General features: G+C 35.6%; 21 protein-coding genes and 1 tRNA gene. 13 read left to right on the top strand and 9 right to left on the bottom strand.

Annotated elements, in window-relative coordinates; genetic code table 11:
• Positions 1-59: 59 nt before the first annotated feature.
• From ACFIMA_RS03070 to ubiC, 4 genes are all read left to right on the top strand, one after another.
• Positions 60-1,277, top strand: a complete 1,218-nt coding sequence (locus tag ACFIMA_RS03070) for a mechanosensitive ion channel family protein (protein ID WP_375673851.1) — start codon at positions 60-62, stop codon at positions 1,275-1,277.
• A 69-nt stretch (positions 1,278-1,346) separates the two neighbouring features.
• Positions 1,347-3,038 carry a Na/Pi cotransporter family protein gene (locus ACFIMA_RS03065; protein ID WP_375613347.1) on the top strand — a complete coding sequence of 564 codons (1,692 nt, stop codon included), beginning with the start codon at positions 1,347-1,349 and terminating at the stop codon, positions 3,036-3,038.
• Between the two features lie 857 nt (positions 3,039-3,895).
• A complete protein-coding gene (locus tag ACFIMA_RS03060; RefSeq protein ID WP_375611967.1) occupies positions 3,896-4,147 on the top strand; it encodes a GlsB/YeaQ/YmgE family stress response membrane protein in 252 nt (83 codons plus the stop codon).
• 1,094 nt (positions 4,148-5,241) lie between these two features.
• Positions 5,242-5,748 (top strand): chorismate lyase, encoded by a 507-nt coding sequence (ubiC, locus tag ACFIMA_RS03055; protein ID WP_375611966.1) that lies wholly within the window; start codon positions 5,242-5,244, stop codon positions 5,746-5,748.
• 678 nt (positions 5,749-6,426) lie between these two features.
• On the opposite strand, the gene ACFIMA_RS03050 is transcribed toward ubiC, so the two are convergent.
• Entirely contained in the window at positions 6,427-6,879 is a 453-nt protein-coding gene (locus tag ACFIMA_RS03050; protein WP_375609255.1) for a GatB/YqeY domain-containing protein, read from the bottom strand.
• A gap of 259 nt (positions 6,880-7,138) precedes the next feature.
• On the opposite strand from ACFIMA_RS03050, the gene carA reads away from it, so the two are divergent.
• Positions 7,139-8,335 carry a glutamine-hydrolyzing carbamoyl-phosphate synthase small subunit gene (carA, locus tag ACFIMA_RS03045; protein WP_375632319.1) on the top strand — a complete coding sequence of 399 codons (1,197 nt, stop codon included), beginning with the start codon at positions 7,139-7,141 and terminating at the stop codon, positions 8,333-8,335.
• Positions 8,336-9,207: 872 nt separating this feature from the next.
• Here carA and ACFIMA_RS03040 read toward each other — a convergent pair.
• Positions 9,208-10,428, bottom strand: a complete 1,221-nt coding sequence (locus tag ACFIMA_RS03040; RefSeq protein ID WP_375652689.1) for an MFS transporter — start codon at positions 10,426-10,428, stop codon at positions 9,208-9,210.
• A 759-nt stretch (positions 10,429-11,187) separates the two neighbouring features.
• On the opposite strand from ACFIMA_RS03040, the gene ACFIMA_RS03035 reads away from it, so the two are divergent.
• Positions 11,188-12,027: a DUF1460 domain-containing protein gene (locus ACFIMA_RS03035; protein WP_375652687.1), complete on the top strand. Its 840-nt coding sequence runs from the start codon at positions 11,188-11,190 to the stop codon at positions 12,025-12,027.
• Between the two features lie 1,294 nt (positions 12,028-13,321).
• On the opposite strand, the gene ACFIMA_RS03030 is transcribed toward ACFIMA_RS03035, so the two are convergent.
• A complete protein-coding gene (locus ACFIMA_RS03030) occupies positions 13,322-14,230 on the bottom strand; it encodes a cation diffusion facilitator family transporter (protein WP_375628783.1) in 909 nt (302 codons plus the stop codon).
• A gap of 764 nt (positions 14,231-14,994) precedes the next feature.
• Between ACFIMA_RS03030 and ACFIMA_RS03025 the strand changes: the two genes are divergently transcribed.
• Positions 14,995-15,804: a TrmH family RNA methyltransferase gene (locus ACFIMA_RS03025; RefSeq protein ID WP_375652683.1), complete on the top strand. Its 810-nt coding sequence runs from the start codon at positions 14,995-14,997 to the stop codon at positions 15,802-15,804.
• Between the two features lie 280 nt (positions 15,805-16,084).
• Here ACFIMA_RS03025 and mnmA read toward each other — a convergent pair whose 3' ends face one another.
• Positions 16,085-17,308, bottom strand: a complete 1,224-nt coding sequence (gene mnmA / locus ACFIMA_RS03020; RefSeq protein ID WP_375621388.1) for a tRNA 2-thiouridine(34) synthase MnmA — start codon at positions 17,306-17,308, stop codon at positions 16,085-16,087.
• Between the two features lie 390 nt (positions 17,309-17,698).
• On the opposite strand from mnmA, the gene ACFIMA_RS03015 reads away from it, so the two are divergent.
• Complete coding sequence (locus tag ACFIMA_RS03015; RefSeq protein WP_273790817.1) at positions 17,699-17,974, top strand: DUF1153 domain-containing protein; 276 nt, start codon at positions 17,699-17,701, stop codon at positions 17,972-17,974.
• Between the two features lie 139 nt (positions 17,975-18,113).
• On the opposite strand, the gene ACFIMA_RS03010 is transcribed toward ACFIMA_RS03015, so the two are convergent.
• On the bottom strand, positions 18,114-18,500 hold the full coding sequence (locus ACFIMA_RS03010; RefSeq protein ID WP_375606932.1) for a flagellar export protein FliJ: 387 nt from the start codon (positions 18,498-18,500) through the stop codon (positions 18,114-18,116).
• Between the two features lie 563 nt (positions 18,501-19,063).
• On the opposite strand from ACFIMA_RS03010, the gene ctrA reads away from it, so the two are divergent.
• Complete coding sequence (ctrA, locus tag ACFIMA_RS03005) at positions 19,064-19,765, top strand: response regulator transcription factor CtrA (protein ID WP_273790819.1); 702 nt, start codon at positions 19,064-19,066, stop codon at positions 19,763-19,765.
• A 223-nt stretch (positions 19,766-19,988) separates the two neighbouring features.
• Here the strand turns inward: ctrA and chpT are convergent, their stop codons facing one another.
• Positions 19,989-20,627 carry a histidine phosphotransferase ChpT gene (gene chpT / locus ACFIMA_RS03000; RefSeq protein WP_375677916.1) on the bottom strand — a complete coding sequence of 213 codons (639 nt, stop codon included), beginning with the start codon at positions 20,625-20,627 and terminating at the stop codon, positions 19,989-19,991.
• A 214-nt stretch (positions 20,628-20,841) separates the two neighbouring features.
• Here chpT and ACFIMA_RS02995 point away from each other — a divergent pair, with 214 nt between their 5' ends.
• Genes ACFIMA_RS02995 through ACFIMA_RS02985 form a run of 3 tightly spaced genes read left to right on the top strand, consistent with a single transcriptional unit; the run spans position 20,842 to position 22,108 of the window.
• Complete coding sequence (locus tag ACFIMA_RS02995; protein ID WP_375613340.1) at positions 20,842-21,438, top strand: DUF1134 domain-containing protein; 597 nt, start codon at positions 20,842-20,844, stop codon at positions 21,436-21,438.
• A gap of 27 nt (positions 21,439-21,465) precedes the next feature.
• Positions 21,466-21,852, top strand: a complete 387-nt coding sequence (locus ACFIMA_RS02990; RefSeq protein ID WP_375693100.1) for a hypothetical protein — start codon at positions 21,466-21,468, stop codon at positions 21,850-21,852.
• Complete coding sequence (locus tag ACFIMA_RS02985; protein ID WP_375611955.1) at positions 21,842-22,108, top strand: hypothetical protein; 267 nt, start codon at positions 21,842-21,844, stop codon at positions 22,106-22,108. Before ACFIMA_RS02990 ends, ACFIMA_RS02985 begins: the two co-directional genes overlap by 11 nt.
• Before the next feature lie 324 nt (positions 22,109-22,432).
• Here the strand turns inward: ACFIMA_RS02985 and ACFIMA_RS02980 are convergent, their stop codons facing one another.
• Together ACFIMA_RS02980 and ACFIMA_RS02975 are read right to left on the bottom strand one after the other, a co-directional pair.
• Complete coding sequence (locus ACFIMA_RS02980) at positions 22,433-23,551, bottom strand: DegT/DnrJ/EryC1/StrS family aminotransferase (protein ID WP_375628772.1); 1,119 nt, start codon at positions 23,549-23,551, stop codon at positions 22,433-22,435.
• Between the two features lie 49 nt (positions 23,552-23,600).
• Positions 23,601-24,557: a Gfo/Idh/MocA family protein gene (locus tag ACFIMA_RS02975; RefSeq protein ID WP_375631206.1), complete on the bottom strand. Its 957-nt coding sequence runs from the start codon at positions 24,555-24,557 to the stop codon at positions 23,601-23,603.
• 164 nt (positions 24,558-24,721) lie between these two features.
• Here ACFIMA_RS02975 and ACFIMA_RS02970 point away from each other — a divergent pair.
• Positions 24,722-24,798: transfer RNA gene (locus tag ACFIMA_RS02970), tRNA-Met, on the top strand.
• Between the two features lie 208 nt (positions 24,799-25,006).
• Here ACFIMA_RS02970 and ACFIMA_RS02965 read toward each other — a convergent pair.
• Positions 25,007-25,231: DnaB-like helicase C-terminal domain-containing protein (locus tag ACFIMA_RS02965; protein ID WP_375693099.1), on the bottom strand; the 225-nt coding region annotated here is incomplete at its 5' end.

Raw genomic sequence — 25,231 nt, 5'->3', positions numbered from 1 at the left:
AGCAGTTGTAAAATTTTAAATCCTCAACTGCATATATTTTTAGAAATGGAGAATAAAAAGTGATCGAATTTATTGCTCAATATCCGTGGTTAGAGGCTATTTCTTGGCTTGTTATTCTTACTATAGCTGCCCTTTTAGTGAACTTTCTAGGACGAAAATTACTTATTCACGGAGCAAAAAAACTCTCTTCTTTTCTCCCCCAAAATACAACGATCGATATTAATAATGCTATTCAATACATAGCGGATATCATTTCAGCTTTTATTCTTTCAATTGGTGTTAATTTTATCTCAACATTGCCCGATGCATTTAGCACTGTCATCAGTAATGTTGCCAACGCCTTCATTATCTTCTTTGTCGTCCTGACAATTTCTTCCTGTCTCAATGTCATTAACATCCTTTACGAACAACGACCAACAGCACGACTAAAACCAATAAAAGGTTATATTCAAATTGCTAAAATTGCACTTTTTGCTGTTGCAACAATTTTAATGGTCGCGACATTGATTGACCGCTCCCCTCTTATTCTCTTCTCCGGTCTTGGTGCAATGGCCGCGGTTCTCATGTTAATTTTTCAAGATACGCTTCTTTCTCTCGTTGCCGGTATTCAAATTTCATCCACTGATATGGTTCGTGTTGGGGATTGGATTGAAATCCCCAATCTCGGTGCCGATGGTGATGTTATTGAAATTGCCTTGCATACTGTTAAAGTTCAAAATTTCGACAACACCATCACCTCAGTTCCTATCCGTAAACTTGTGACCGACCCTTTTAAAAATTGGCGTGGAATGCAAGAATCGGGTGGCAGACGCATCAAACGCTCTCTTTTTATTGATCAATCAAGTATCCATTTTCTCACAAAAGAAGAACAAAAATATCTTTCCCGATTTAATTTATTAGAAAATTATTTCACACAAAAAGTAGCAGAAATTGATCAATGGAATGCTCAATTAGATAAAAATCATGATGTCTTAGCCAATACGCGCCGTTTAACCAACATTGGAACTTTTCGTGCTTATGTTTTTGCTTATCTACAACAGCATCTAAACATCAACCCTAATATGACCTATATGGCACGACAATTACCTCCTACAGAAAATGGTTTACCCTTAGAAATCTATTGCTTTACGAACACCACCGTTTGGATCGACTATGAACAAATTCAAGGCGATATCTTTGATCACCTTTATTCCATTCTGCCCTGTTTCGGTCTAAAGGTTTTTCAAAATCCAAGCGGTTATGATTTTAATCAAGTATTAAAAGCAAAAGTGAAATAAAAACAATAAACTTCAATTTATTAATTTGAGGCAACCACATTCACAACAACAAAGAAAGAATAAAGTATCATGAATGGTTCATTGGTACTCCTTCATCTTGCCGGCGCTATTTCTTTACTTCTCTGGGCCACACGCATGGTGCGCACAGGAGTTGAACGCGCCTATGGTGACAGACTTAAATATAAAATGTGCCACGTCGTTTCAAAACCATTGTTTGCCGTAAGTTTTGGACTTTTTACAGCAATGATTTTACAAAGCTCTACAGCAATAACACTCCTCGTTGGCTCTTTCGTTGAATCTGGTTTTGTCTCTGGAGTAGCAGGACTTATGGCTGTACGTGGAGGAGAATTAGGATCAGCAATCGTTGTAAAAATTCTCACCTATGACCTCACTCTTGTTGTACCCTTGTGTCTTTTAATTGGCACTTGTATCTTCATGACAACAGAAAAACGTGAATGGCGTCAAATAGGACGTATTGTCATCGGTATTGGTCTTTTGATTTTATCTTTAGAGATGATAAGTACCGCGACAGAACCTTTACGTGAAAGCGAAATTTTACCTAGCATCATTCGTTATCTTTCAACCGATCCTATTTCCACTTTTTTGTTGGCTGCTGGCTTAACCTACCTCTTACATTCATCCATTGCAGGAATCATTTTGCTGGTCAATTTTGCCAACTACGATCTTATCCATACGCAACTCTGTGTTGTCATGGTTCTTGGTGTCAACTTTGGCTCTTCTCTTATAGCACCACTTTTAACGCGCAACGCCTCTCCTAATACCCGCCTCGTTCCCTTAGGAAATTTACTCATGCGTGGGGCAGGGTCAATCCTTATACTTATCTTATTTCTCTCCTTTCACCCTCCCATCACATGGCTTGGCAATAACGCCCCTACTCAAGTGATCAACGCCCATATCATTTTTAATGTTTTCATTCTCCTTGCTGGAATACCACTTTCAAAATGGGTTTTAAAATTAACCACTCAGATCGTGAATATAAGTGCAAAAAAAATGCAAGCCGACAAAACGCTCAATTTATCCGATCAAACAGCTCTTGATGACAGTGTTCTTGATCGCCCAACTCTCGCCCTCTCGAATGTCATGCGTGAAGTCATTCATATTTGTGATCTTGTAGACATCATGCTAGAAAAAATTATGGGACTTTATGAAAAGCCTGATCCCAATATTATTCGTGAACTCAACCAACTCAACACCATATTGGACAAAAAACATATCGCCATCAAACTTTATCTTGCCCGATTAGCGGGACAAAAATTATCTGACGAAGAAGCTCTTCAAACGCAAGAACTTCTAGGCGCCTGTATAAAATTAGACCAAGCAGGCGATATCATTATTCATAATATGTTGATGCTGGTTAAAAAGAAACAACAAAAAGGTTTACAGTTCAGCAGCGAGGGCTGGAGTGACCTCCTTCGTTTCCACGCCATTGTACTAGCCAACGCGCATATAGCATTTAACGTTCTCGTCTCACGTGATACACACACTGCACACCTATTGGTACAAAAAAAAGATCAGCTACGAAACTTAGAAAAAGAGATGAGTTTAAAACATTTTAAACGTCTGCGTGAAGGGGATCTCAAAAATGTAGAATCATCCAGTCTTCATCTCGACACTGTGCGCGACCTTAAACAAATCAACTCTCTTTTGACCTCAATGATCTACCCCATTTTAGAAGAACAGGGACTTCTTCAAAGTTCTCGTCTACGCAACCCTGCTGAAGAACAAACAGAAAAAACTTAAACCTTTCAAATAACTTGAATAAAACACACATCACATCGATTATTCAATTTTGAATATGGTCAAGATATTGATTTAATCAAAATATCTTATTATTCGACAATTTAAATGAGCTTTCTGCATCGTAAGTTTCTTTCATTTAAAATCTATACATGATGAATTGCTCAAAGTCATCTGCTTGCACATTACAAACAAAGCAGCATGTAGAATAGAACTCTTGAAGAAAGACGTAAAAATGCCTAACCATCTCAAAGCCAAGACTGTTAAACACATAAAGAGTAGGTCAAGAGTATGATAGTTCCAACCTAAACCCGCCTTGTAAAAAGGGAACCGCTTCACAGTAGCAGCAAAACAGAAATACTCTATAAGGAATACAAAACCCCACAAAAATGCAATATTTATATCAAGATCTGTAGAGGTTAAACCTATACAGCCACGCTATAACGTGTCAACAAAGCAGTTTTAATTTCAAACATCATTGATATCAATTGGCAAGCTCAAAACTTTTAAATATCCATTTTACTTATTGCTTTAATCACAGTTGTTTTTTTCAATTTAAGAGAGAGCTTTAAAAAGCTTATAAATACACTTTATGAGTTCTTAAAACATTTTCACTAATATTTTCTTATTTTATTCGTATTTCTAAATTAATTAATTTGTTTATAAATTAAAATGTATTATATATTTATACTTATTAAGTATTATTATGATACAAATGTGACTATTATTTTAATATAAAGGAAAGTAATAAGTAAAATCTCTAAAAGCAATATCCTTTCCACTGGGTAAAAAAGGAATAAACCTTGATTTTTACAAAGTTTACTCTAGTTACAATTTAAATTCAGGCAAAGGAGGGTATCATGGAAAATGCAAACATAGGTTGGATTGCAGCTATTATTATCGGCGGGATTGCAGGTTGGGCTGCACAGTATATTATGAAAAGCCAAACAGGAATATTGTTAAATATTATCTTAGGGATTATTGGCGCTGCGCTAGCAAGCTTTCTTTTTAGTCTTTTAGGTGTAAGTTTTGCTGGTTGGCTTGGCTATCTTATTTCAGGTTTTATAGGAGCCTGTATTCTTATATGGATAGGACAAAAAATTCGATCATAGAGTATTTATTTTTTACACCTTTTGGGATTCAATACAAAACTAGGAAACAACGAGCAGAGTTTAAAATATTCCCCTGTAACTTGTTGTTACCAATTTTGATATGATGGTGAGATGCTTAAGCTGCGATTTTAGGCATACACCATCATCGTATTATAAAACCAAATGCAGTAAAGAACTTTATAACGCACCATTTCATACCTATATAAACTTACGCATATCAGGAGAGATATGTTGCGTTATTTTAACGAAATACGAATTATTTTTGTACCACGTGCGCAAATCCAGCTTATCTCACTGTAATAACAACCCATAAGGTTACAAAAATCACTAACGATGATTAAAAATTCTACCGTATAATGCTTAATAGCTTACACTCTATCAACAATACCCTTTTACCAAGAAAACTCGAAGAGCTTTTTTGCATCTTAATAAATAAAGAGAGACGGTAAGAACAAAATGATAAAGAATTTTTTCTAATCTATGAAAGAAAATAGTATATAAAATAAATATGAAATAATATTAATGTAACTTTATTATAGAATTACTACAAATTATGTTATGTGAAGTAATTTTTAACAATTTTAACAATATAATGTATTTTAAAGTTTTCAAAAATATATGCATTACTATAAACTTATTTATTATAAAGAATACGATCTCCTTTACATCTCAATTCAAAAGATTTGAATATCTCTTCTCTTTCTAAAGTATAAAATAAAGTTTTGTTCCTCTTAAAATTTCCTCTTTATATCATCTTGCATAGATGAATTTTTAGCTCTTCTTTATATGCGTTACAAACGAATTTTAAAGCACGAAACATTTTTCCCATTGCTCTCATGCGATAAAGAAATTTCCGTAATGCATTGTGAAAGCGCTTTGAACAAAACATAATACTTTATTTTGCTTTTTTAAATGAAAAAATCCTATAATATATACTTCCTGCATATCTTCTTTTAAAGACCTTTGCTTTCGATTTTCCCTTTGATATCTTCCTGTTAAAATCTTGCTGCTTTTATACTCCTTGTATTACAATAGAGCTATCTATTTAACCCAACATAACATATGGAATAAGACTTTAGCTGTGGAGTAAAGCGATGTCTGATCTTGAAGATTCCATCTTACCACCTCTAAAGTGGTTCTCTGATCAAAATCCTCCAATACCAGAAAATGTTCGCGATTGGCTCATGGAATCGGGCTCAATGACGCTTCGATTAAAGAAATATTGTACCTGCCTCCAAGTTCAACCACAACGCGAATGTTTTATTACGCGAGATAAATTAACAGAAGAAGCAGAGCATCTCCCCGAAAATGCGCGTTATTGGCTACGCGAAGTCATATTAATGGGAGATAATAAACCTTGGCTCCTTGGACGCACTGTAATTCCACAAGAAACCCTCCTACACAATCAAGCCTTGATGCATTTGGGAACTGTACCTCTAGGACATTATTTATTTAACAATGACAAATTAACCCGCGATTACATTCATATTGGTCAACAAGGTGCGCTATGGGCACGCCGTTCCCGTTTGCGGTTAACGGGTAAGCCATTGTTGCTAACTGAACTATTTTTAACAGATTCACCACTGTATCCCCACAAATAGAGGTTACTCATTTTATTCTGCATAACTTATAGATTTCATATAGCTTATAAGGGATTTAATCAGAGAAAAGAATTTCAAAATTATCTCAAGAACACATTAAAAACAAAGATTTCTTTTCAAAATATCCTTTTATTTCATCAACTCAGCTTAAAAAATCTCTTCCCTAGAAAAAACGTTCTAAAATTCTGATTTTCTTATCATTAAAACCAGCACTTGAATTAAAAAGATACACACCATATTGATAAAACCATCTATATTTAAATTTCTTGCTGAATAATCACTACTCTAAAATACGGTAACTCTTTATCAAACAAATGCTTTGAAACAGCAAAAAAGACAATAATACACTCCCCAAAATTGGAAATCTGTATCAATTAACTTAATCATTCTGTTTTAAAATTTTTAACAGTGCTGACAATAGATCTTTTTAAAAAAGTAAAAACTCTATAATCTTTTTGTTTTTTAATGGTCTAACAGCTTTGAAGAACAGAAAAATATAATACATAAAAGATATTTCATTGCTCTATGAGAGCCCAAAAAGTTTAGTTGATATCAAAAAGTTATTTTTTTGATAATAGTATGTATGTACAAGATAAATGACATTTATCAACATCCTACTGATTTACAAAGGCGACGCACAATAAAAAACATTTTCCACCCCCCTTGAATTAACAAGATCTATTGCAATTTCTTACGAAGACTATTGCACACTTTAGAAAAATTCATTTGCCCCGCATACCGTTCCTTAAGCCATGCCATCACCTTACCGATATCGCGTAATTTTTCTGCCTTTGTTTGTGCCAAAGCTTCACAAAGAACCTGTTCTACTTCCATCTCCTTAAGTTGATAGGGAAGAAATTCACGAATAACTTCTATTTCTGCTTGTCCTCTCTCTGCCAATTCCAAGCAACCAGACTCTTTATAGGCTCGCATCAATTCTTCACGCTGTTGAAGCATTTTAGTGAAAACAGACTGTATCTGCTGATCATCCACTTCTAGCTTCCCTTCATCATAATAAAGAATATCACGATCCCTAACTGCAGCATTCATTAAACGAAGTGTAGCAAGACGCGCACTATCTTGCGCTTTCAAAGCAGCCCTAAGAGCCCCATCAATCTGGTTACGCAACATAAATTTATCCAATTTTTGTTCAAGAAGAAGATGCCTTTTAACCAATCTTTATCCATCTTGCAATGGAGAATAAAAAAATAATTAAGGACTCGATCTTCGAAAAGCTAAAACAAGACTTTACCTCTTCATGGAATGTACTTATACTGCCTATTTCAAGCGAAACGTTACCAGAATAATATACACAGCATCTGCTAAAGGTATGATTTTTGTGTAAAGTTGATCATTATACCTTTCAGAGAATAAATTGTGGATACATACTATGATACAAGCGACTTCACCCAGCCACCCTTGGAGTATCAAAAAACCGACAGCCCTCTTAGTCTTAGCAGATGGAACCGTTATTGAAGGCAAAGGAGCAGGTGCTACAGGTATCGCTGAAGCTGAAGTGTGTTTTAACACCGCCATCACAGGCTATGAAGAAATCCTCACAGACCCGTCATACACACAACAAATCGTTAATTTTACTTTTCCTCATATAGGAAATGTAGGGGCAAATAGCGAAGATATTGAAGATCTCTCTCCTCTCAATTGTCATGGTGCTGTTGGCGCTATTTTCAAAGCAGACATTACACATCCCTCAAATTATCGATCCAATGAAAATCTTCATCAATGGCTTAAAACGCGTAAAATTATTGCACTTTGTGGTATTGATACACGTGCACTCACAATTCTTATTCGTGAAAAAGGTGCACAAAATGCTGTCATTGCACACGATGCTAATGGAAACTTTGATATTCCTTCTTTAAAGAAACGTGCGCAAAAATGGCAAGGTCTCGTCAATCTTGACCTTACGAAAGACGTGACATCTCAATCATCAATGCAATGGAATGAAAAACCATGGAGTTGGAATAAAGGATACGGTACAAACAATGTGCACAATCTTCATATCATTGCAATTGACTACGGTATTAAACGTAATATTCTTCGCCTTATGGCAACACAAAAAGCACGCATTACTGTTGTGCCTGCTCACACAACTGTAAAAGAAATTCTGGCAATGAACCCTGATGGCGTTTTTCTTTCTAATGGACCAGGAGACCCCGCAGCTACGGCTCAATATGCCATTCCAACAATCAAAACATTAATTGATCATAATTTACCAATTTTTGGAATATGTCTTGGTCATCAACTTCTCGCTCTTACGGTTGGTGCAAAGACCGTGAAAATGCACCAAGGACATCATGGTGCCAACCACCCAGTTAAAGACCTTAACACTGGAAAAGTTGAGATTGTATCGATGAATCACGGTTTTGCCGTAGATTCTTCCTCTTTACCACAACATGTTCAAGAAACACATATTTCTCTCTTTGATGGTTCAAACTGTGGTATTCGAATCATTGGAAAACCTGTTTTTTCTGTTCAATATCACCCCGAAGCTTCTCCTGGACCACAAGATAGCCACTACCTCTTTCAGCATTTTAGTGATCTCATTATGAATTATAAAAAAATATCTTAAAATAAAAAGCCTCACCTTTTAACTTCTCTCCTTTAAATTATATCATCTTCCTACGCACAATTATATTATTTTTATACCTACAACTTATTGAATAAATATTCTTATTGATCATTCTAAAACTAAAAAGAGCGCACTGAATAACTTAAATTTTTCTCCCTCCTCTTCTCTTAAGGTCGTATCCATCAAAATCATTGGCTTCTCCCCCCAAGCAAGGTAAGTGTATCGATAAAAACTATTTTTAAAAAGAGTAAAGTGTCTAAACTTCAAATAAGCATTTGATTCACAATACAATTTTAAGAATTCTATTGTGCATGAGAAGCATAACTCCTCCTAAAGAATAAAAAAAAAATTAAAGTGTGAGACAATGCAACAAATCTCTACTTTTTAAAAGATATTGCCGTAGATGGTTTTGAAAACTGTAAAGCCGAATAAAAAAGTAATAGCAAAACAGAAAACATCTTTTCAATTTTACAACTTTATATTCTTCCAAAATGAGGTTTTCTTTCGATTCCAGAAGTGATGCCAACAAATATAAGCAATATTTTACTTCCAATTTGCCATATAAAATTTGGAATTGTTCATACAATACTGATACATCTAACTCAGATACGTTTTAATCTTTGTTTTCAATATGTTGCTGCATTAGCACTGGATATTAATTTGCAAGCAATAGAAAAAATACGGACTCCCCCTCTACAAACAATATCACAAAATAAAAAAATTATTTTTACTAAATGAGAAGGATATATCGATATTTTATACAACACTTTGTGAAACAAATATCACAAAAACTTTCTGCCTATAAAATGATACATTTTGTTTATCTTGTGCATTCTTTAGCAAAATAGTACGTACCAGCCCCTCTCAACAAATTAACGTACCCGCAAGGCAAAAATAACTGTCGCAACGACAAGAAGAAAAAAGCCTCCAACAAAAGGAGCACCAGAAAAATAAAACAGTGCATTTTTATCTGTAAAACATTCAAAAAGAAACACATAAAAAACAGAACCAAATGTTAAACTCAACGAAATAACAGATGTCATCGCTCCTTGCAGTTCTCCTTGGACATTTGTCGGTACCTGCGCTGAAGCAATCGCACGTATAGGTGCATGAACAAGATATTCAAGCATTGTACACGCACAAACCATATAAACCATCCACCCCTGCGTCGCGAATGTATAGCCCAGCATAGCAACGGAGGCAAACAAAAGCCCCACTATAACAATATGCCAATCACTCCATCGTTTAGAAAAATAAGGCAAAATGAGAGCGACTACAATAAATTGGCCTATCCCAAAAACACTATAGGAGAGTCCAATAGAAAAAGAACTCCAATCATAGCGTTCTTTTGCAATGAAAGCCCAAATGCTTAACCATACAGATTCCGCAAACCAATAAAGAAAAAAGACCAATAACACCCAAAGAACCATCGGGTATTGTTTCAGATGCCAAAAAGCACCTAAGGGATTTGCCCGCTTAATATCAAAAAAGCGCCTATTCCATAAAGAAAGGGTTTCTGGAAGCATAACCCAAGAAAAAATAAAATTAATGAGTGAAAAACCAACAGCAAAATAAAACGGAATACGCGGACCAAACTGACCTAAAAAACCACCAATAAACGATCCTAAAATAAACCCCAATGCGGATGCAATGCCTAACAGACCAAAATTGCGTGTACGGGTTTTATCATCGGATATATCCGCAAGATAAGCTGTACAAGTTGCAAAACTAGCGCCACTTATCCCTGACAAAAGACGTCCGATAAATAACATAGAATAGCTCCATGCTATAGCACATATGAGATTATCAAGAGCAAAGCAGATAATAGAGAGAAGCAAAATAGGACGACGACCATAACGATCAGAGAGATTGCCAATAACAGGAGCAAACAAAAACTGCATCACTGAATAAGCTGCAAGTAATTTTCCTCTTTCTACAAAAGATGTACTGACCTCTTTTCCAGTTAATTGAGAAAAATACTCAGGCAAAACAGGACAAATGATCGCAATACAAAGAATATCTAACAATAAAGTGATGAACACTAAAATGAGCCCACGCTGAGCAAATTTCGGATTGAGCATTTGGTCTTGCATAACATACACACTATTTTACGCATACAATGACTCCCCCGCTCTCTTTTAACTCCCTTTTCCTTTTAAAAGTATTCTATACTGTATACTTTTCACATACAAAATAATAACAAAGTAAAAATTTAAGTAAGAGTCAAGATAAAACTATAAAATTACGTTTTAATTGGTGTATCTTTAGTTGCTATCTCATTGTCAAAGAATAAAAATTTTTTTGCATTATACGAACAAAATATTTGTGCGACAAACTCATGAACAAAATTTCATGAAACACAGAGTATTTCCAATAGTTTTAGAGACATTACGATGAATTTTATCAGACATCATTTTCCCCTCTCATACCACCGTTTTCAGGAATCTCAATTCCATTGGATACGTTAGATATACTATAGTAATTGAAACCTTTTAAAAGATAAGCTCTTAAAAAATTTTCTTACCCTCAGAATATGCTATAAAGTTAAAGCAGCAACACCAGAATAGCTTAACAACGTAAAAAGCTCATCATATTTTTAAAAATATTTATTTGACAATAATTTTGATTAAAAAATAAGTATATTATAGAGAAAAATCCTTTAATTCTATAATCTTAGAAAAGATTCATATCGTTTGCAATTTGTGGAACCTTATTTTATCTTTATATTCATTGATACTCTTAATGATTATATGCTAGCATTAAATCTAAAGATGAACATGATAAGCATTTAAAAAAATAGCACTTTTAGAAATAGTTCGTCATGAATTTTTAATTCAAAAATGGTGTATAAAATGCGAAAAATATCCCTATTAATTCTCATATTAATGTTGGTAACAGGATGTGATGTTCAGGATTCTGATTCACAAGAGAGTATTTTAGAAAATAAAATAAAAACACAACAAACAACCAACGTAAACCTAGATCCCTATACTCTAAATAAATTAAATACTCTTCTCAAAAAACGTTCAGAAACAAATTATCAGGAAAAAGGGGCACTAATTGACTTTCTTTCTGAAGCTTTTTTAGGGACACCTTACCAAGCAAATATGTTACATGGCTCAGAAAATACACCAGAAAAACTGATTATTGACTTTAGAGGCTTAGATTGCTTCACTTATCTGGATTATGTTGAAGCATTGCGCAAATCAACATCCCAAACAGAATTCATAAATAACGTCATAAAAACACGTTATATTAACGGTAATGTTCATTTTTTAAATCGGAAACATTTTTTTACAGATTGGGCTTATAGAGAATATAAACTCGCCACTGATATTACCGCTGAAATAAGTCCCCATGCGATAAAAATAGAAAAATATCTCAACAAAAAAGCTGATGGTGAAAGCTATCTACCAGGGTTGCCAGTTGTGAAACGCACGATAACGTATATTCCAAGTAACTTTATTAATGAGGAGGTTATAGGTCGTTTACAGTCTGGTGATTTCATTGGTATTTATACGAAACTTGCTGGATTGGATGTAACACATGTGGGCTTCTTTATCATGACAGATAAAGGGCCAATGTTAAGAAATGCTTCTTCACGAAAAGAAAACGAAAAAGTCGTTGATTCTCCTTTTATGAATTATGTTGAAAAAACACCAGGAATCATTGTTTTAAGAGCTCTTGAATAACATCATAGCGATATGAAATATCTTCTCTATTCTTAAAATATATACTGTCGTTATTCAGGTAAACATCTAACTTCGTTCAAGCTATACGGATATAATATATTTGTTTACAGTTTTAAGAGAAAAAAGTCGTTTTGATCTAACTTTGTTTATAGGTATGACAAAATCATTTTTGGAGAAATCACGGATTTGTAATCACTTTTACTGGTTGAAAGATTAAAGACAGAAAAGACTCTATTATAGTATCACGCTTTCCTTTCATATTCTCAACCAAGAGTTATCTTTAGATTACCGCTAATCTGATCTTTACGAATATAACGCAAAAAACACAAACGAACGTTTGTAAAAATAAGTAAAAGTAAAGCCAGATATGTTTGGTGTTGTTTCATAAAGTATTTTATAAAAATTCAATCTACCTCTCTCTAATTTATTGCATATAAATTTTTGACTTTATAGCATTGTTTTCCTTATAAAGTCTTTGCTTTTTGTTATTGTCTATCAATTAAAATAGCTTTAATGTAGAAGCATATTTATGATTAGGATGCACCAATACTGTACGAGTCCTTGTAAAATTTTGATGCCAGATTGGAATGAAAATATGAAAGCATCAATTAAAACCAGTTTCTATCTTTAGCATCATTCTTTAGTTCAGCTTTGCGATTTTCTACAGCAACGACAATAATATCCTTCAAAGAGTAGAGACATGAGCATTATTTTTTTTCATTCTTTAATGAGTCCCCATCCTTCATGCAATAAAGAACACTCTAAACAGAATCCATTGTATCGATAAAACAATACATTTATTAGCAACAATAATGATGATTAATCTATGATCACAAAATTTAAAACCCTATTCATAACTTTTATATAAAATTTATAATTAAATCTCATTAAACTTATTACGAAGGCTTCACTCCTCTTCGCCCTAAGAGACGAAACATCTACTCCCAACAGTCTGTAAACAATCCGTTTTCTTAAATGGATTTAAGCTGCTAATCATTTCATGAGATTCACTTACAAAAGAATACAGCGGTAAGTCCTATTTTGAATATTTACTTCATACTCTAAAAACACTTAATAGATCAAATTTTATATGCCTTATCTCACCACACCTTAAATGACAGTGTTTTAACGAAATAGAATAAATCTTGCCTTAAATACTCTGTTTAACCTTGTATACTTGATTGATGCAAAAATAAAATCAACAAAAGAGCATCATCGTATTTTCGAGAGGTATGAATCGCTCCATCATAAAAAACAGCCCTTATAACATAACAAACAATTCGAAAAAATCTTTTTATATAAAAGGGATCACCGTTGTACCAGGAGGCAATTTTGCCTCATCTTCAGGCTCGACATGAATAGAAATACGCACATTATCAAATTCTTTTTGAAGAACAGCTTCGATTTTATCACAAATTTTATGTGCTTCTCCTACCTGCATTATAGCAGGCACAACCAAATGAAACTCTATAAAAGTAACCCTCCCAGCAACACGCGTCCGCAAATCATGGACCTCAAGCGCACCCGATGCATTTGCAGAAATCAGCTCCCGAATCCGCATGCTTTCATTCAATTCAACGCCAACATCCATTAATCCCTGAACAGCACTTCTAATCACCTTCCAGCCCTGTAAGAGAATATTAACGGCAACGATTATCGCTAAAATTGGATCTAAAGCTCCCCATCCTCCGACAAAACCAGCAATCAAACCAATTAAAATTGCAAGCGACGTAAAAACATCAGTTATAAAATGTACTCCATCAGCTTTAAGAGCCGGTGAGCGATGGAGTTTTCCCTGCCCAATAAGAACCATTCCCCACATACAGTTTATGACAGTTGCAATAAGATGAATAGCAAGCCATATTCCAGGCTTCTGCAACAATTTAACGGTAGAAAGAGCTATCCATGCTTCTCTTAAAATAACAATTGCCGCAATAATAATGAGTACCCCTTCAAGAATTGCGGAAAAATATTCCGCTTTATGATGCCCAAAGGGATGATCATGATCTGCTGGCTTCATACTCACTTTAACAGCCCACCATGCTGCTAATGACGCAAGAATATTAACGATTGATTCCAATGCATCAGAATAAAGTGCAACCGAACCTGTGATGTGATATGCCCAATATTTCAAAGCAAAAACAATACACGCAATAAAAATAGAGTATAAAGTTAAGCTTTGTATATTGATTTTTACATCCATGAACCTCATCCTTTTCTTCACGAAATAGGGAATTAATATTTTCAACCATATCATTATACTTTTGGCATAACGACGATCTTTCCTCAATATTACAGAAGCTTCATCATACAATAAACGCCTCAGCTCACCATTATTATCGTAAAAACTGCTCAGTTACACGAACAGCACCAATAAATAAAGAAGAGAGAAAATAATAGAAAGAAGAGTTTTCCCAAGAGCAATCAAACACATAACCTTCATTATTAATCGTTTTCTGAATAACTTAAAGCCATCTCACTTCTCATAAACGAAAAACTTGTTTTTGCTCAAATCTATCATGATCATGCATTATTTTTCAGTCTTATGATGTGCATTATAACCCATCTATAAGCCATCTTTGCACCTTAGAAAAAATATCTTAGCGCTCTACGGTAATCTTACAGGTCAATAGGATTTTAAAATATGATTTACTAAAAATTTAGATATAAAAAGAAGAACAATGATTACCCTCAAAAAAAAGAATCTGGGCATTGGGGACCCAGATTCTTTTCCCTTAGAAATTAAGGGCATACAGAACTTGGGAAATAGCGGGGACCCAAGACACTGCACCCGATACAAGAAAAATATATGATTCCGTATCAGTATTTTTACATTATACCTATGGTTGTATATTGTCAACATAAATTCTACCATAAGTTTTAAAAAATATTTTTTTATCTCTTCTTTTTAAATAAAACAAATTCTAACATCTGGAAATCATAAGAGAAAAGCACTAAAAATCTCGCATGCATTTGAATATCATAACAATCAATGAAACAGATGATTCACGCCTAAAAGCCTATCATAATATCCGTGAAAAAGATCTTGTTGGACGGCAACATCAATTTATTGCTGAAGGCAAAGTAACATTGTCCGCATTACTACACTCAAAAGAGTTTTCTGCCATCTCACTGCTCATCGTAGCAAACCGTCTCTCTGGACTTCTCCCGCTTTTAGAAAAAACACAGCCCCTATGTCCCATTTATTGCGTTCCACAAAAAGTTATGGATAATATCACCGGCTTCCATGTTCATCGTGGTGTTCTGGGTATTGGTAAACGCAAAATACTGCCATCTTTACAAAGTTTTTTACAACATCTTCCAGAAAAAGCTTTGATTCTTATTTTATGTGGTATCTCGAATCACGATAATATGGGATCAATTTTTCGTAATGCAGCAGCCTTTGCCAGTAATGGCATTATTGTCGACAAAACCTCATGCGACCCACTTTATCGCAAATCAATAAGAGTGTCTGCCGGCGCTGCTTTAAAAGTACCCTATACGCAAAACGCTGATATAGATGACATTATAGCTGCTCTAAACGATGAAAACTTTCATCTTTATGCACTCTCCCCTTCTGCCTCACACACTCTCAAACAAGCCAACAAAAGCAAAAGAATAGCACTTATTTTTGGAACAGAAGGCGATGGCTTACCACTCCACATACTACAACAATCAAACACCTTACGTATTCCCATGACTGACGGTTTTGACAGCCTTAATGTTGCCACAGCCTCAGGTATTGCACTTGCTCATTTTACCAACTTTGACCACTAAAGATGATAACACTTCAAGTTATAGAACATACCCAATGTTGTATGTTATCTACCAGTCTCCAATAATATTGCCGTTCCCTAGCCTTTGAAAGCATTGATAAAAAACATTTTTACATTTTCTTTATCATCACTTTCCACACCCTAACCCCGCTTATGACGTGCAGAAGATATAATTTTGATGGATTCAATCATAAAACAAACTTTCAATGAGAAAATCTTCCGGAAGTCTCTCATTCAAGTTTAAGATTAAAAAATATCATTATAAATCAATTTACTATGCTTTATAAAGCTGTTGTTTTTAGTTCTGAGGAAACAGGATCTTTTGTTTCGAGATTGCATAAAACGCGCTTCAACATCATTTCAGTATCAGCTGCACGTTCTGAATGTGTTACAAATCCTCCCCCAAGAATACGCGCCTCATGACCATTTCCATCATAAAGAACGCAAGCTTGCCCTGGTGCCACACCATTTTCACATTCCAATAAATCAACGGAAAAAATACCTTCTTTATAATGTAAGCGCGCAAGGTGAGGAGGACGCGTTGAACGTACCTTTACAGCCACCTCAATACCTTGAGAAGGGAAATTATCTAACGACTCATCACCAAGCCAATTCACATCACGTAAAAAAAGCTTATGCGTTTCTAACATTTCACGCGGTCCAACAATAACACGTGCATTTTCCACATCGAGATAAACCACATAAAGCGCTTCACCCGTTGACACCCCAATACCACGACGTTGACCAACCGTATAATTAACAATTCCCGAATGTTTACCTAAAATCTTTCCATCAATATGGACAATAACGCCAGGATTAGCTGCTTCTGGACGCAGTTTTGCGATAACATCTGAATATTTTCCTTGTGGAACAAAACAAATATCCTGACTATCATGCTTATTGGCAACCACAAAGCCCATTTCTGCTGCCATTTCACGAACGCGGGCTTTTGGAAGGTCACCAAGTGGAAAACGCAAATAATCAATCTGTTCTTGTGTCGTTGCAAAGAGAAAATAACTCTGATCACGATCATTATCGAGAGGACGAAAGAGTGCTCGATGCGCTCCGTTGGAACGCGAACGAATATAATGTCCCGTAGCCAAAGCATCCGCCCCCAATTCGCGTGCCGTTGCTAATAAATCAGCAAACTTAACCGTTTGATTACATGCAATACATGGTACTGGGGTCTCTCCATGAGCATAACTTTCTGCAAAAGGATCAATAACAGCTTCGCGAAAGCGCTTTTCATAATCAAGAACATAATGCGGTATTCCTAATGTTTCTGCAACGCGGCGTGCATCCTCAATATCTTGTCCTGCGCAACACGCCCCCACCCGATGCGTTGCTTCCCCATGATCATAAAGCTGCAACGTAATGCCAATAACATTATACCCTTCCTTTTTCAAAAGACCTGCAACAACCGATGAATCAACCCCCCCCGACATTGCAACAACAATGCGAGAATCCTCAGGTTGTCCTGGTAAATCAAGACTGTTTAAAAACATGTATTCATTCTCTATTTAATGCTCTGTTTAATGGCTAGCCATATGTTGACATTCTGATGCACGCTCTTTAGCACTTTTACACGATTAATTGTCTTTATATTATTTTTTTATCCTTTCCACAACCATAGGCATTACTTTCTTAAAAGCTGCTGCAAACAAAAAAAGAATGATGGAAATAAGGCATAATGGTAATCGTTTAGGAGAAAACCTTTTTTCTCTTTTGAAAAATCCGGTAAAATATTGCAAGAATCTCTTCTACACACTTCAACTTGAGCTTCTTTTTACATACCCAATCACTTTATTAATTTTTTCTTTCAGCGCTTTTAGCTCTTTTTTAAATTTCATGCTCTATAAACGAATCAAGTCCTTGACTAAAGGTAGAGGATACGAATGAGCAACTTGATAAAAACACAAATGAAATATGTTATTGGGCCAGATGGAAGTCCGCTTACAATTGCCGACCTACCGCCGCAAACAACACGGCGCTGGGTGATTCGTCGCAAAGCTGAAGTTGTTGCGGCTGTCAGAGGTGGATTGTTAAGTCTTGACGAAGCGTGCCACCGTTATACTTTGACTGTAGAAGAATTTCTTTCATGGCAAAGTTTAATCGATGAACACGGTTTAGCGGGATTACGAACGACCAAGATTCAACACTACAGGCATTAAGTTGCCATTGATTAATAACATAAAGCAATCTATAAAACAGCCAAACTTGATAAAAGTTTGGCTGTTTTATACTATATCCAAAAGATAAACCTGAAAGAATGGATTTTTCAATAATTGCTTTTATCATCCAGCCATTAAATTAGCCAACCATTGAATTAGATTGAATCAAAATATCCTTATCATCCGCAGCAATCTTCTTTTCTCGTGCTTCCAAAAGCTGTGCACGTTGCAGCTCTGTATTAGCTTCATGGAGAGCAATTTCAGCATTTGTTTTTTGAAGTTCTAAATCACGAATTGAATTGATCAGATTATCACGTCTTTGCCGCGCTGCACGCGCAAAAGCAGAATAAGCAAAATGGTGAACATCATTGTTTCCAGATTTACGTTCTTCATGAGTAATCTGTGCTTCCAACTCTAACACCATTCGTTCAAATTCTGCGATCATCATCTCAAGCTGTGCAATTTCACGGCGCTTTCCACGCACTTGAAACATCCTCAATCGCACCATATTTTCTCGTGGCTTCATACTCACTACTCCTTGATTGCGCCAACTCAAAACTCGCATTCACACCCAATAAATATCTCTTAGTTATATATCTATCCGACAAAAACAGTCTATTAACTTGAAATTATAATAATTTTTGCCTTGCATTAAAGCATCTGAAAATACAATCTGCTTTAAAGAGCAATAACTATTTCTTTAACTTTTCCCCCATTATAAACTGAAGAGGTTTAAAGCTCAGTAAATAAACACTGAAATTGTAAAAAAGTAATTTATAAAGCTCTTTTACAAATTTTTTTAAGTTAAAGTTTATAGAAAAAGCCCTCCTTTTTTATTATGTTAAAAAATATAGGATTTTTCTAAAATAATTTTGTAGCCTCTTTCAAAAATAAAAATATTTTGTTAACCACTATCATGGATAGTGGGGAATTTAGTAGTGATTGTTACGCGTACTACTGAAATGTTCATAAACGCTTTGTTATAAGTGTTTGATTTAATGAATTGTTTTTATAACAGTGGTTTTGCTAACTGATATAAAATAGAAATGCTCCTTATGATTCGTGAAGGAGCAAAGTGAGGGATCTAAAATGCGCGTATTATTAATTGAAGATGATAGAGCAGTTACTCAAAGCATTGAGTTGATGTTAAAGTCGGCTAACTTTAATGTTTATATCACTGATCTGGGTGAAGAAGGTATCGATTTAGGAAAACTCTATGATTATGATATCATTTTGCTTGATCTGAATTTGCCTGACATGTCAGGGTATGATGTCTTGCGGACTCTAAGGTTGGCAAAAATAAAAACTCCTGTCCTAATCCTTTCTGGTATGAATGCCATTGAAGACAAGGTTCGTGGTTTTGGCTTTGGAGCAGACGACTATATGACGAAGCCTTTTCATAAGGATGAGCTCATTGCACGTATCCATGCAGTTGTTCGTCGTTCAAAAGGACATGCACAATCGGTTATTGTTACCGGAGATCTCACCGTTAACCTTGACACAAAAACTGTCGAAGTTGCAGGGCGCCCTGTTCACTTAACCGGTAAAGAATACCAAATGTTAGAGCTTCTCTCTTTACGCAAAGGTACCACCCTTACCAAGGAAATGTTTCTCAATCATCTCTATGGTGGAATGGATGAACCAGAACTAAAGATTATCGATGTTTTTATTTGTAAATTGCGGAAAAAATTGGAAGCAGTCTCTTCCAGTGTAAATTACATTGATACAGTTTGGGGACGTGGTTATGTATTACGTGATCCAGTTGAAGAGAACGTACGAAAAACCGCTTAAGCAGTGAACATGCACATTGTAAAATCTCGGAGCGTAGCGGGCCGAGATTTTTTCCCGAGATCTTTTCTCTGTTAAAAGTAGAGAACTCGCACACTAAAAATCTCATATAGAAAGCGCTTAAAGCTTAAGAAGTAACCACACCCAATTTACACATATAACCTTATCGCTCATAAGTTCAATCGAAGCCACTTTTCCCAACACAGCTTAAGCGCTTCTCTCTTATTCAAAGCTTTTTTACACTTTCTAAAACAATACAACCATCACTTTTATCAATATTTATTTTCATCTCTGTCATCTGAGCAAGTAACATTGTGTAATAAAATTGGATGACATGTGCATCAATAAGCTCTTCTTGAACTTCTCCACGAAATAACGCAAGAAAATGAGGAGGTATACGGAGAGTTCTACCGAAAACCTCAAATCGAAAAGAACGTTTATTTTCTTCTTGCAAAATCATAACAACAATTTCACCACCACGAGAAACTGTTGCGTTTGCAATCAATAATAAATTAAGCAAAAGTTTAACTTCATCTTTTTCTAACAATAAAGAAGAAGCTTGCCATTTTAAAGTTGCTTTTTCTTCTTTCATATATTGTTGAGCAACCTGCTCTGCAGTCCGTGTATCTATTTGTCCTCCACTTGCACCAGCAAAACCAAAAGCCAATCGCGCAAATTGTAGACGTGCAGCAGCACTCGCAACAGATAAACGCACCAATTGTAAAGCATCTTCTTCAGCTCCTCCTTCATCATAAAGCTCCATTGCATTTTGAATAGCCCCCACAGGTGAAATCAAATCATGGCAAATACGACTACAAAGCAAAGCAGCAAGATCCATAGGTTTCAAAGAAATATCTAACGTCATAATGATTGAAAACTCCTAGATTCAAAAAAACAAACTTTATTTTAAAGAAAAACTCTTAACATCTGATGCATAATAGGAAACATTAACAATCATGCTAAAAAATTCAGAAATAAATTCAAGAATTTAAATAACCTTATATCTTATTTTTTATTTGAATAGAATGAAATTTCTAATATTATCTTTTTGTTTATCACTAATAAAAGGAGAAAACTCCATGGCTCTCTCTCTGCTCAAATACTGGTACAAAAATATTATATCTTTAATCTTCCTTTTATTCATCACCATAAACACTACACAAGCTCGACTAAAACCAATAGAGCAAAACGAACCTCATTATTCACTCCAAGAAATTATTGATTCTGGTCATATTTTTTTTGGAAAAACAGCCAGTGGTCTGGCTGTTGCAATTCAAAATATTTTTTCAAAATACGGTTATCCCAATGCCTATATTTTAGGAGAAGAAGCTTCTGGTGCCTTTTTTGCTGGATTAACCTATGGCGAAGGAATGGTTTTTACCAAAAGCTATGGTCAACATAAAGTTTTTTGGCAAGGTCCCTCAGTAGGATGGGATTTTGGCGGTCAAGGCTCCCGTTTAATGATCTTAGTTTACAATCTTAATGGCATAAATAATTTATGGAGACGCTATGGTGGTATTTCAGGTTCGGCCTATTTAATTGCAGGTGTTGGTTTTCATGTCCTAAAATACCATAATACCTTGTTAATCCCAATACGTACAGGAGTTGGCGCACGCCTTGGTATCAATATAGGCTATTTAAAATTAACACATAGACCGACATGGAATCCGTTTTAAACGGTTTCTTATTTGAAAAGGGGTATTATGCTTATTCAATCATTTCTTTTTTTTATACTTGGAGTTGCTTTCACTTCTTGGTTACTGGTGCTTTTATCTCCTTTTATTTGGCGTAAAGCCGTTCATTTTGCGTATAAAGATGTTTGTGCGAAAATGCCATTATCACTCGCGGAAATAGAAGCAAATCACGATTTTCTTCGTGCACAACATGCTGTAGAATTAGCAAACAACCAACAAAAGTACGAATTTTTGCAAAAAAAATATGTCCAACAAAAAATACAACTGAGCCAAGTAACAGAACAATTTTATCGGCTATACCTCCCCACAAAAGATACTCTCACCAAAGAAGCGATAGCAATCAAACAAAATATCGCCACACTACACACTTCCAAAGGAAAGACAAATGATGCGTGAAAAAGTCGCACACTATCAGCAACGCTTACAAAAAATCCAAACTCATGAGCTGGACACGACCGCTAACCACCAATTGCTAGAAGAACTCCGAGAAGAAACAAAAGAACTTGCAGCAACATTGGCAGCTCAAATAGCGCTACAAGAGGGGAATACATCACCCATCAACACATTGATTCAAAAATCCAAAAGCAAAAATGACCTAGCATCACGTATTCGCCAAAAAATAACTTTTCTCTCCAAAAGCCCTGTTAAATAAGTTATCTTTTAAAACACCTTAAATGAAGAGTAAAATCAACAAAGGTTCATTGTAACTTTCATAACCCAAATCCTTTTTACTAAACGTGACTTTTTTGCTAAGCTAAAGGACAAAGTTTCTTAGCCCATACCGTTCTGTTAAAAAATATCTTCTTGTCTAGAAGCTTCACTTTCTAATCATATCACCGCTCTAAAGGACAACATTTCATAGGTCCTAGAAAGGAAATAATACCAAAATATTGGCCACACACTCTAACAAAAAATACCTTCTAAGATGGATCACCAATAGAGCTTTGACCATAATTTTAAGGATAAAAACACGCTCTCAAGAGTGATAAAAATCTCTTATTTTTTTGATAATCATATCCTGATCCGTTTGTGTCAAGTAAGGATGCATTGGTAAACTTAAAACACACTCTCCTAAAGACTCTGAAACAGAAAGGGAATCTTTTACATAAGGGAAGTGTTTATAAGCTGGCTGTTGATGTAAAGGAGTTTTATAATAAATCATTGTAGGGATAGAATTTTTTTGTAAAAAATCTTTTAATTTATCCCGTTCTTTTACCTTAATCGTATATTGTGCATAAGCAGAACGAATATTTTCTCCTATTTCTGGAACTGTAACAATATCTCTTAAGCCATTGGAATAGCGTTGAGCAATTTCTACACGCTTTTCCATTTCATCTTCAAAAATCGCAAACTTTTCTAGTAAAATTGCAGCCTGAATGCTATCTAGGCGCGAATTCATACCAATACGTACATTGTCATATTGCGTTTCACCTTTACCATGAAACAAAATAGAGCGTAAAAGTTCTGCAAAATGATCATCATTGGTCATCATAGCGCCTCCATCACCATAACATCCTAATGGTTTTGCAGGATAAAAACTTGTAGCAGCCACATCACCAAAAGCACCACACATAGTATTATCGCTTCTCCCCCCCATAGATTGAGCAGCATCTTCAATTACAAAAAGATTTTCCTTTGCAGCCACTTGAGCAATTTGCACATAGTCAGCAGAAAGCCCAAATAAATCAACGGCAATAATAGCCTTTGGCTTTAGACGTCCCTCTTTTTTTACCATTTCGATAGCGTGAGAAAGTTTTTCAACATCAATATTGAATGTATCAGGTAAAACATCGACAAAAACAGGTTCAGCCCCCACCAAAGCAACCACTTCAGCCGTTGCTGAAAATGTAAAACTAGGACAAAAAACAGCATCCCCTAGACCAATATTTTTAGCCATAAGAGGCATCTTCAAAGCATCTGTTCCATTAGCACATGCAATCACATGTTTAACGCCAAGATATTCTGCCAATTTCTCTTCAAATTCTGTTACTTTTGGTCCCAAAATATACTTACCACTAGCGACTACATGCGCAATTGCAGAATTAATTTTATCTTCAATACGCGCACGCTGCGCCCCAAGGTCGATGAATTGCATATTAACTCCATTGATCATCACAAGAATGCAAAAACGCTACCTATCTCTTTTATCTATCATAATTGACATCAGCAGCTGTTAAAATCCGTAAAACCGCAATAGCATCATCACCATTTGTACGAGGTGATTGACGCGTTTCAATACAATGAAGGAAATGCCGTAATTCGCAAGTAAGCGGCAAATCTTCACAAACATCAATATAATTCAGCTCATCCATGCTAAAAGCCCACTCTTGATTTTCTTTCCAAACGGCAAAATGGTGCATTGCCAATTTACGACTCCACGGTTCCATATCATCAAAAACGAGTATAGCCTTTGTTCCAACAACAGTTAAACGCCTCTCACGATAAGAACTCAAGCGTGAAGTAAAAAGATGACTACGCACACCATTTGGAAAAATCATATGAATATGAGAAAAATCAGAAATCTGATCAACGACAGCAGCCCCCTCACCGCGAATTTCGGAAGGTTCACATCCTGTCAACGCCAAAATCATTGAAAGATCATGAGGGGCAAGATCCCATAAAGCATCACTGTGTGTGTGAAATTTTCCAAAGCCTAATCTATGAGAATAAATATATCGCACATCTCCCACATCTCCGTTTTTCACCAATTCACACATTTTTTCAAAAGCTGGATGAAAACGCAAAATATGGCCCACCATAAAAACTCGCTCATAGGCCTCAGCCTCCTGAACTTGGCGTTTAGCATCAGAAACATTCAAGGCTATTGGTTTTTCCACCAAAACATCTTTACCATTTTTAACAGCACGGAGCACATTTTGCGTATGCAATTGTGGCGGCAACGCTAATACCAGCGCATCAATATCTCGATGAGTAAAAAGATCATCTGGTGTAACAACCTCTACACCATACAGTGTTGCAAAACTAGCAGCACGATCATTATCAATATCAGAAACTGCTGCTAAAGCCCCGAGAGAGTGGAGTGTCCGTATATGATTTTCACCCCAATGACCGCATCCTAAAACCGCTACACGTGGCACCATTTTCATGCCTTACCTTACTTTATCATATGAAAATTACACTTTTACATATCGAGGATAAAATAGAATGACAAGAGAAAAGCTTAAAAACGACGCTTGACATCTTACTATTCTACCCCTTATATCCGCAAAAGATGTAATTATTGACAATTATGATTGCTTATTTTGGCGGAGTAGCTCAGTAGGTTAGAGCAGAGGAATCATAATCCTTGTGTCGGGGGTTCAAATCCCTCCTCCGCTACCATTGCTTTTTTATTGTGTGTAGCTTGCCAGTGGTTTTTGTATTGTAGCTTGTGTGTAGCTTGTGTAGCTTGCCAGCAGGTTTTGTATATTTTGACACTAGGTTTTGTACCAATTTATTTTTTCTCAAAGAGTTTTTAAGGGGTTCTCAAAGGGTCTTCAAATGCTTTTCAAAGGGTATTTAAAGCTCTCTTTAACGCATTTTTCTGCTCCTATTTTTCCAAATCACTAAAGCATGTAAAGTCGGATTGAAAGGCAAGGGGAACGATTCCTGTCGGACCATGGCGTTGCTTTGCTATAATAACCTCGGCTTTACCCTTGGCTTGCTCCATTGCCTCTTGCCATTTGTTATACTCAGCAGTGCTTTCTTTGGGTTCTTCATTTTTGAGATAATATTCTTCACGATAAACGAACAGAACAATGTCGGCATCTTGCTC

Source organism: Bartonella sp. AP88HLJMH (genome assembly GCF_042195605.1).
Lineage (GTDB): Bacteria > Pseudomonadota > Alphaproteobacteria > Rhizobiales > Rhizobiaceae > Bartonella.
Note: the sequence above shows the minus strand (reverse complement) of the source record. Positions and strands in the feature narration are given on the sequence as shown.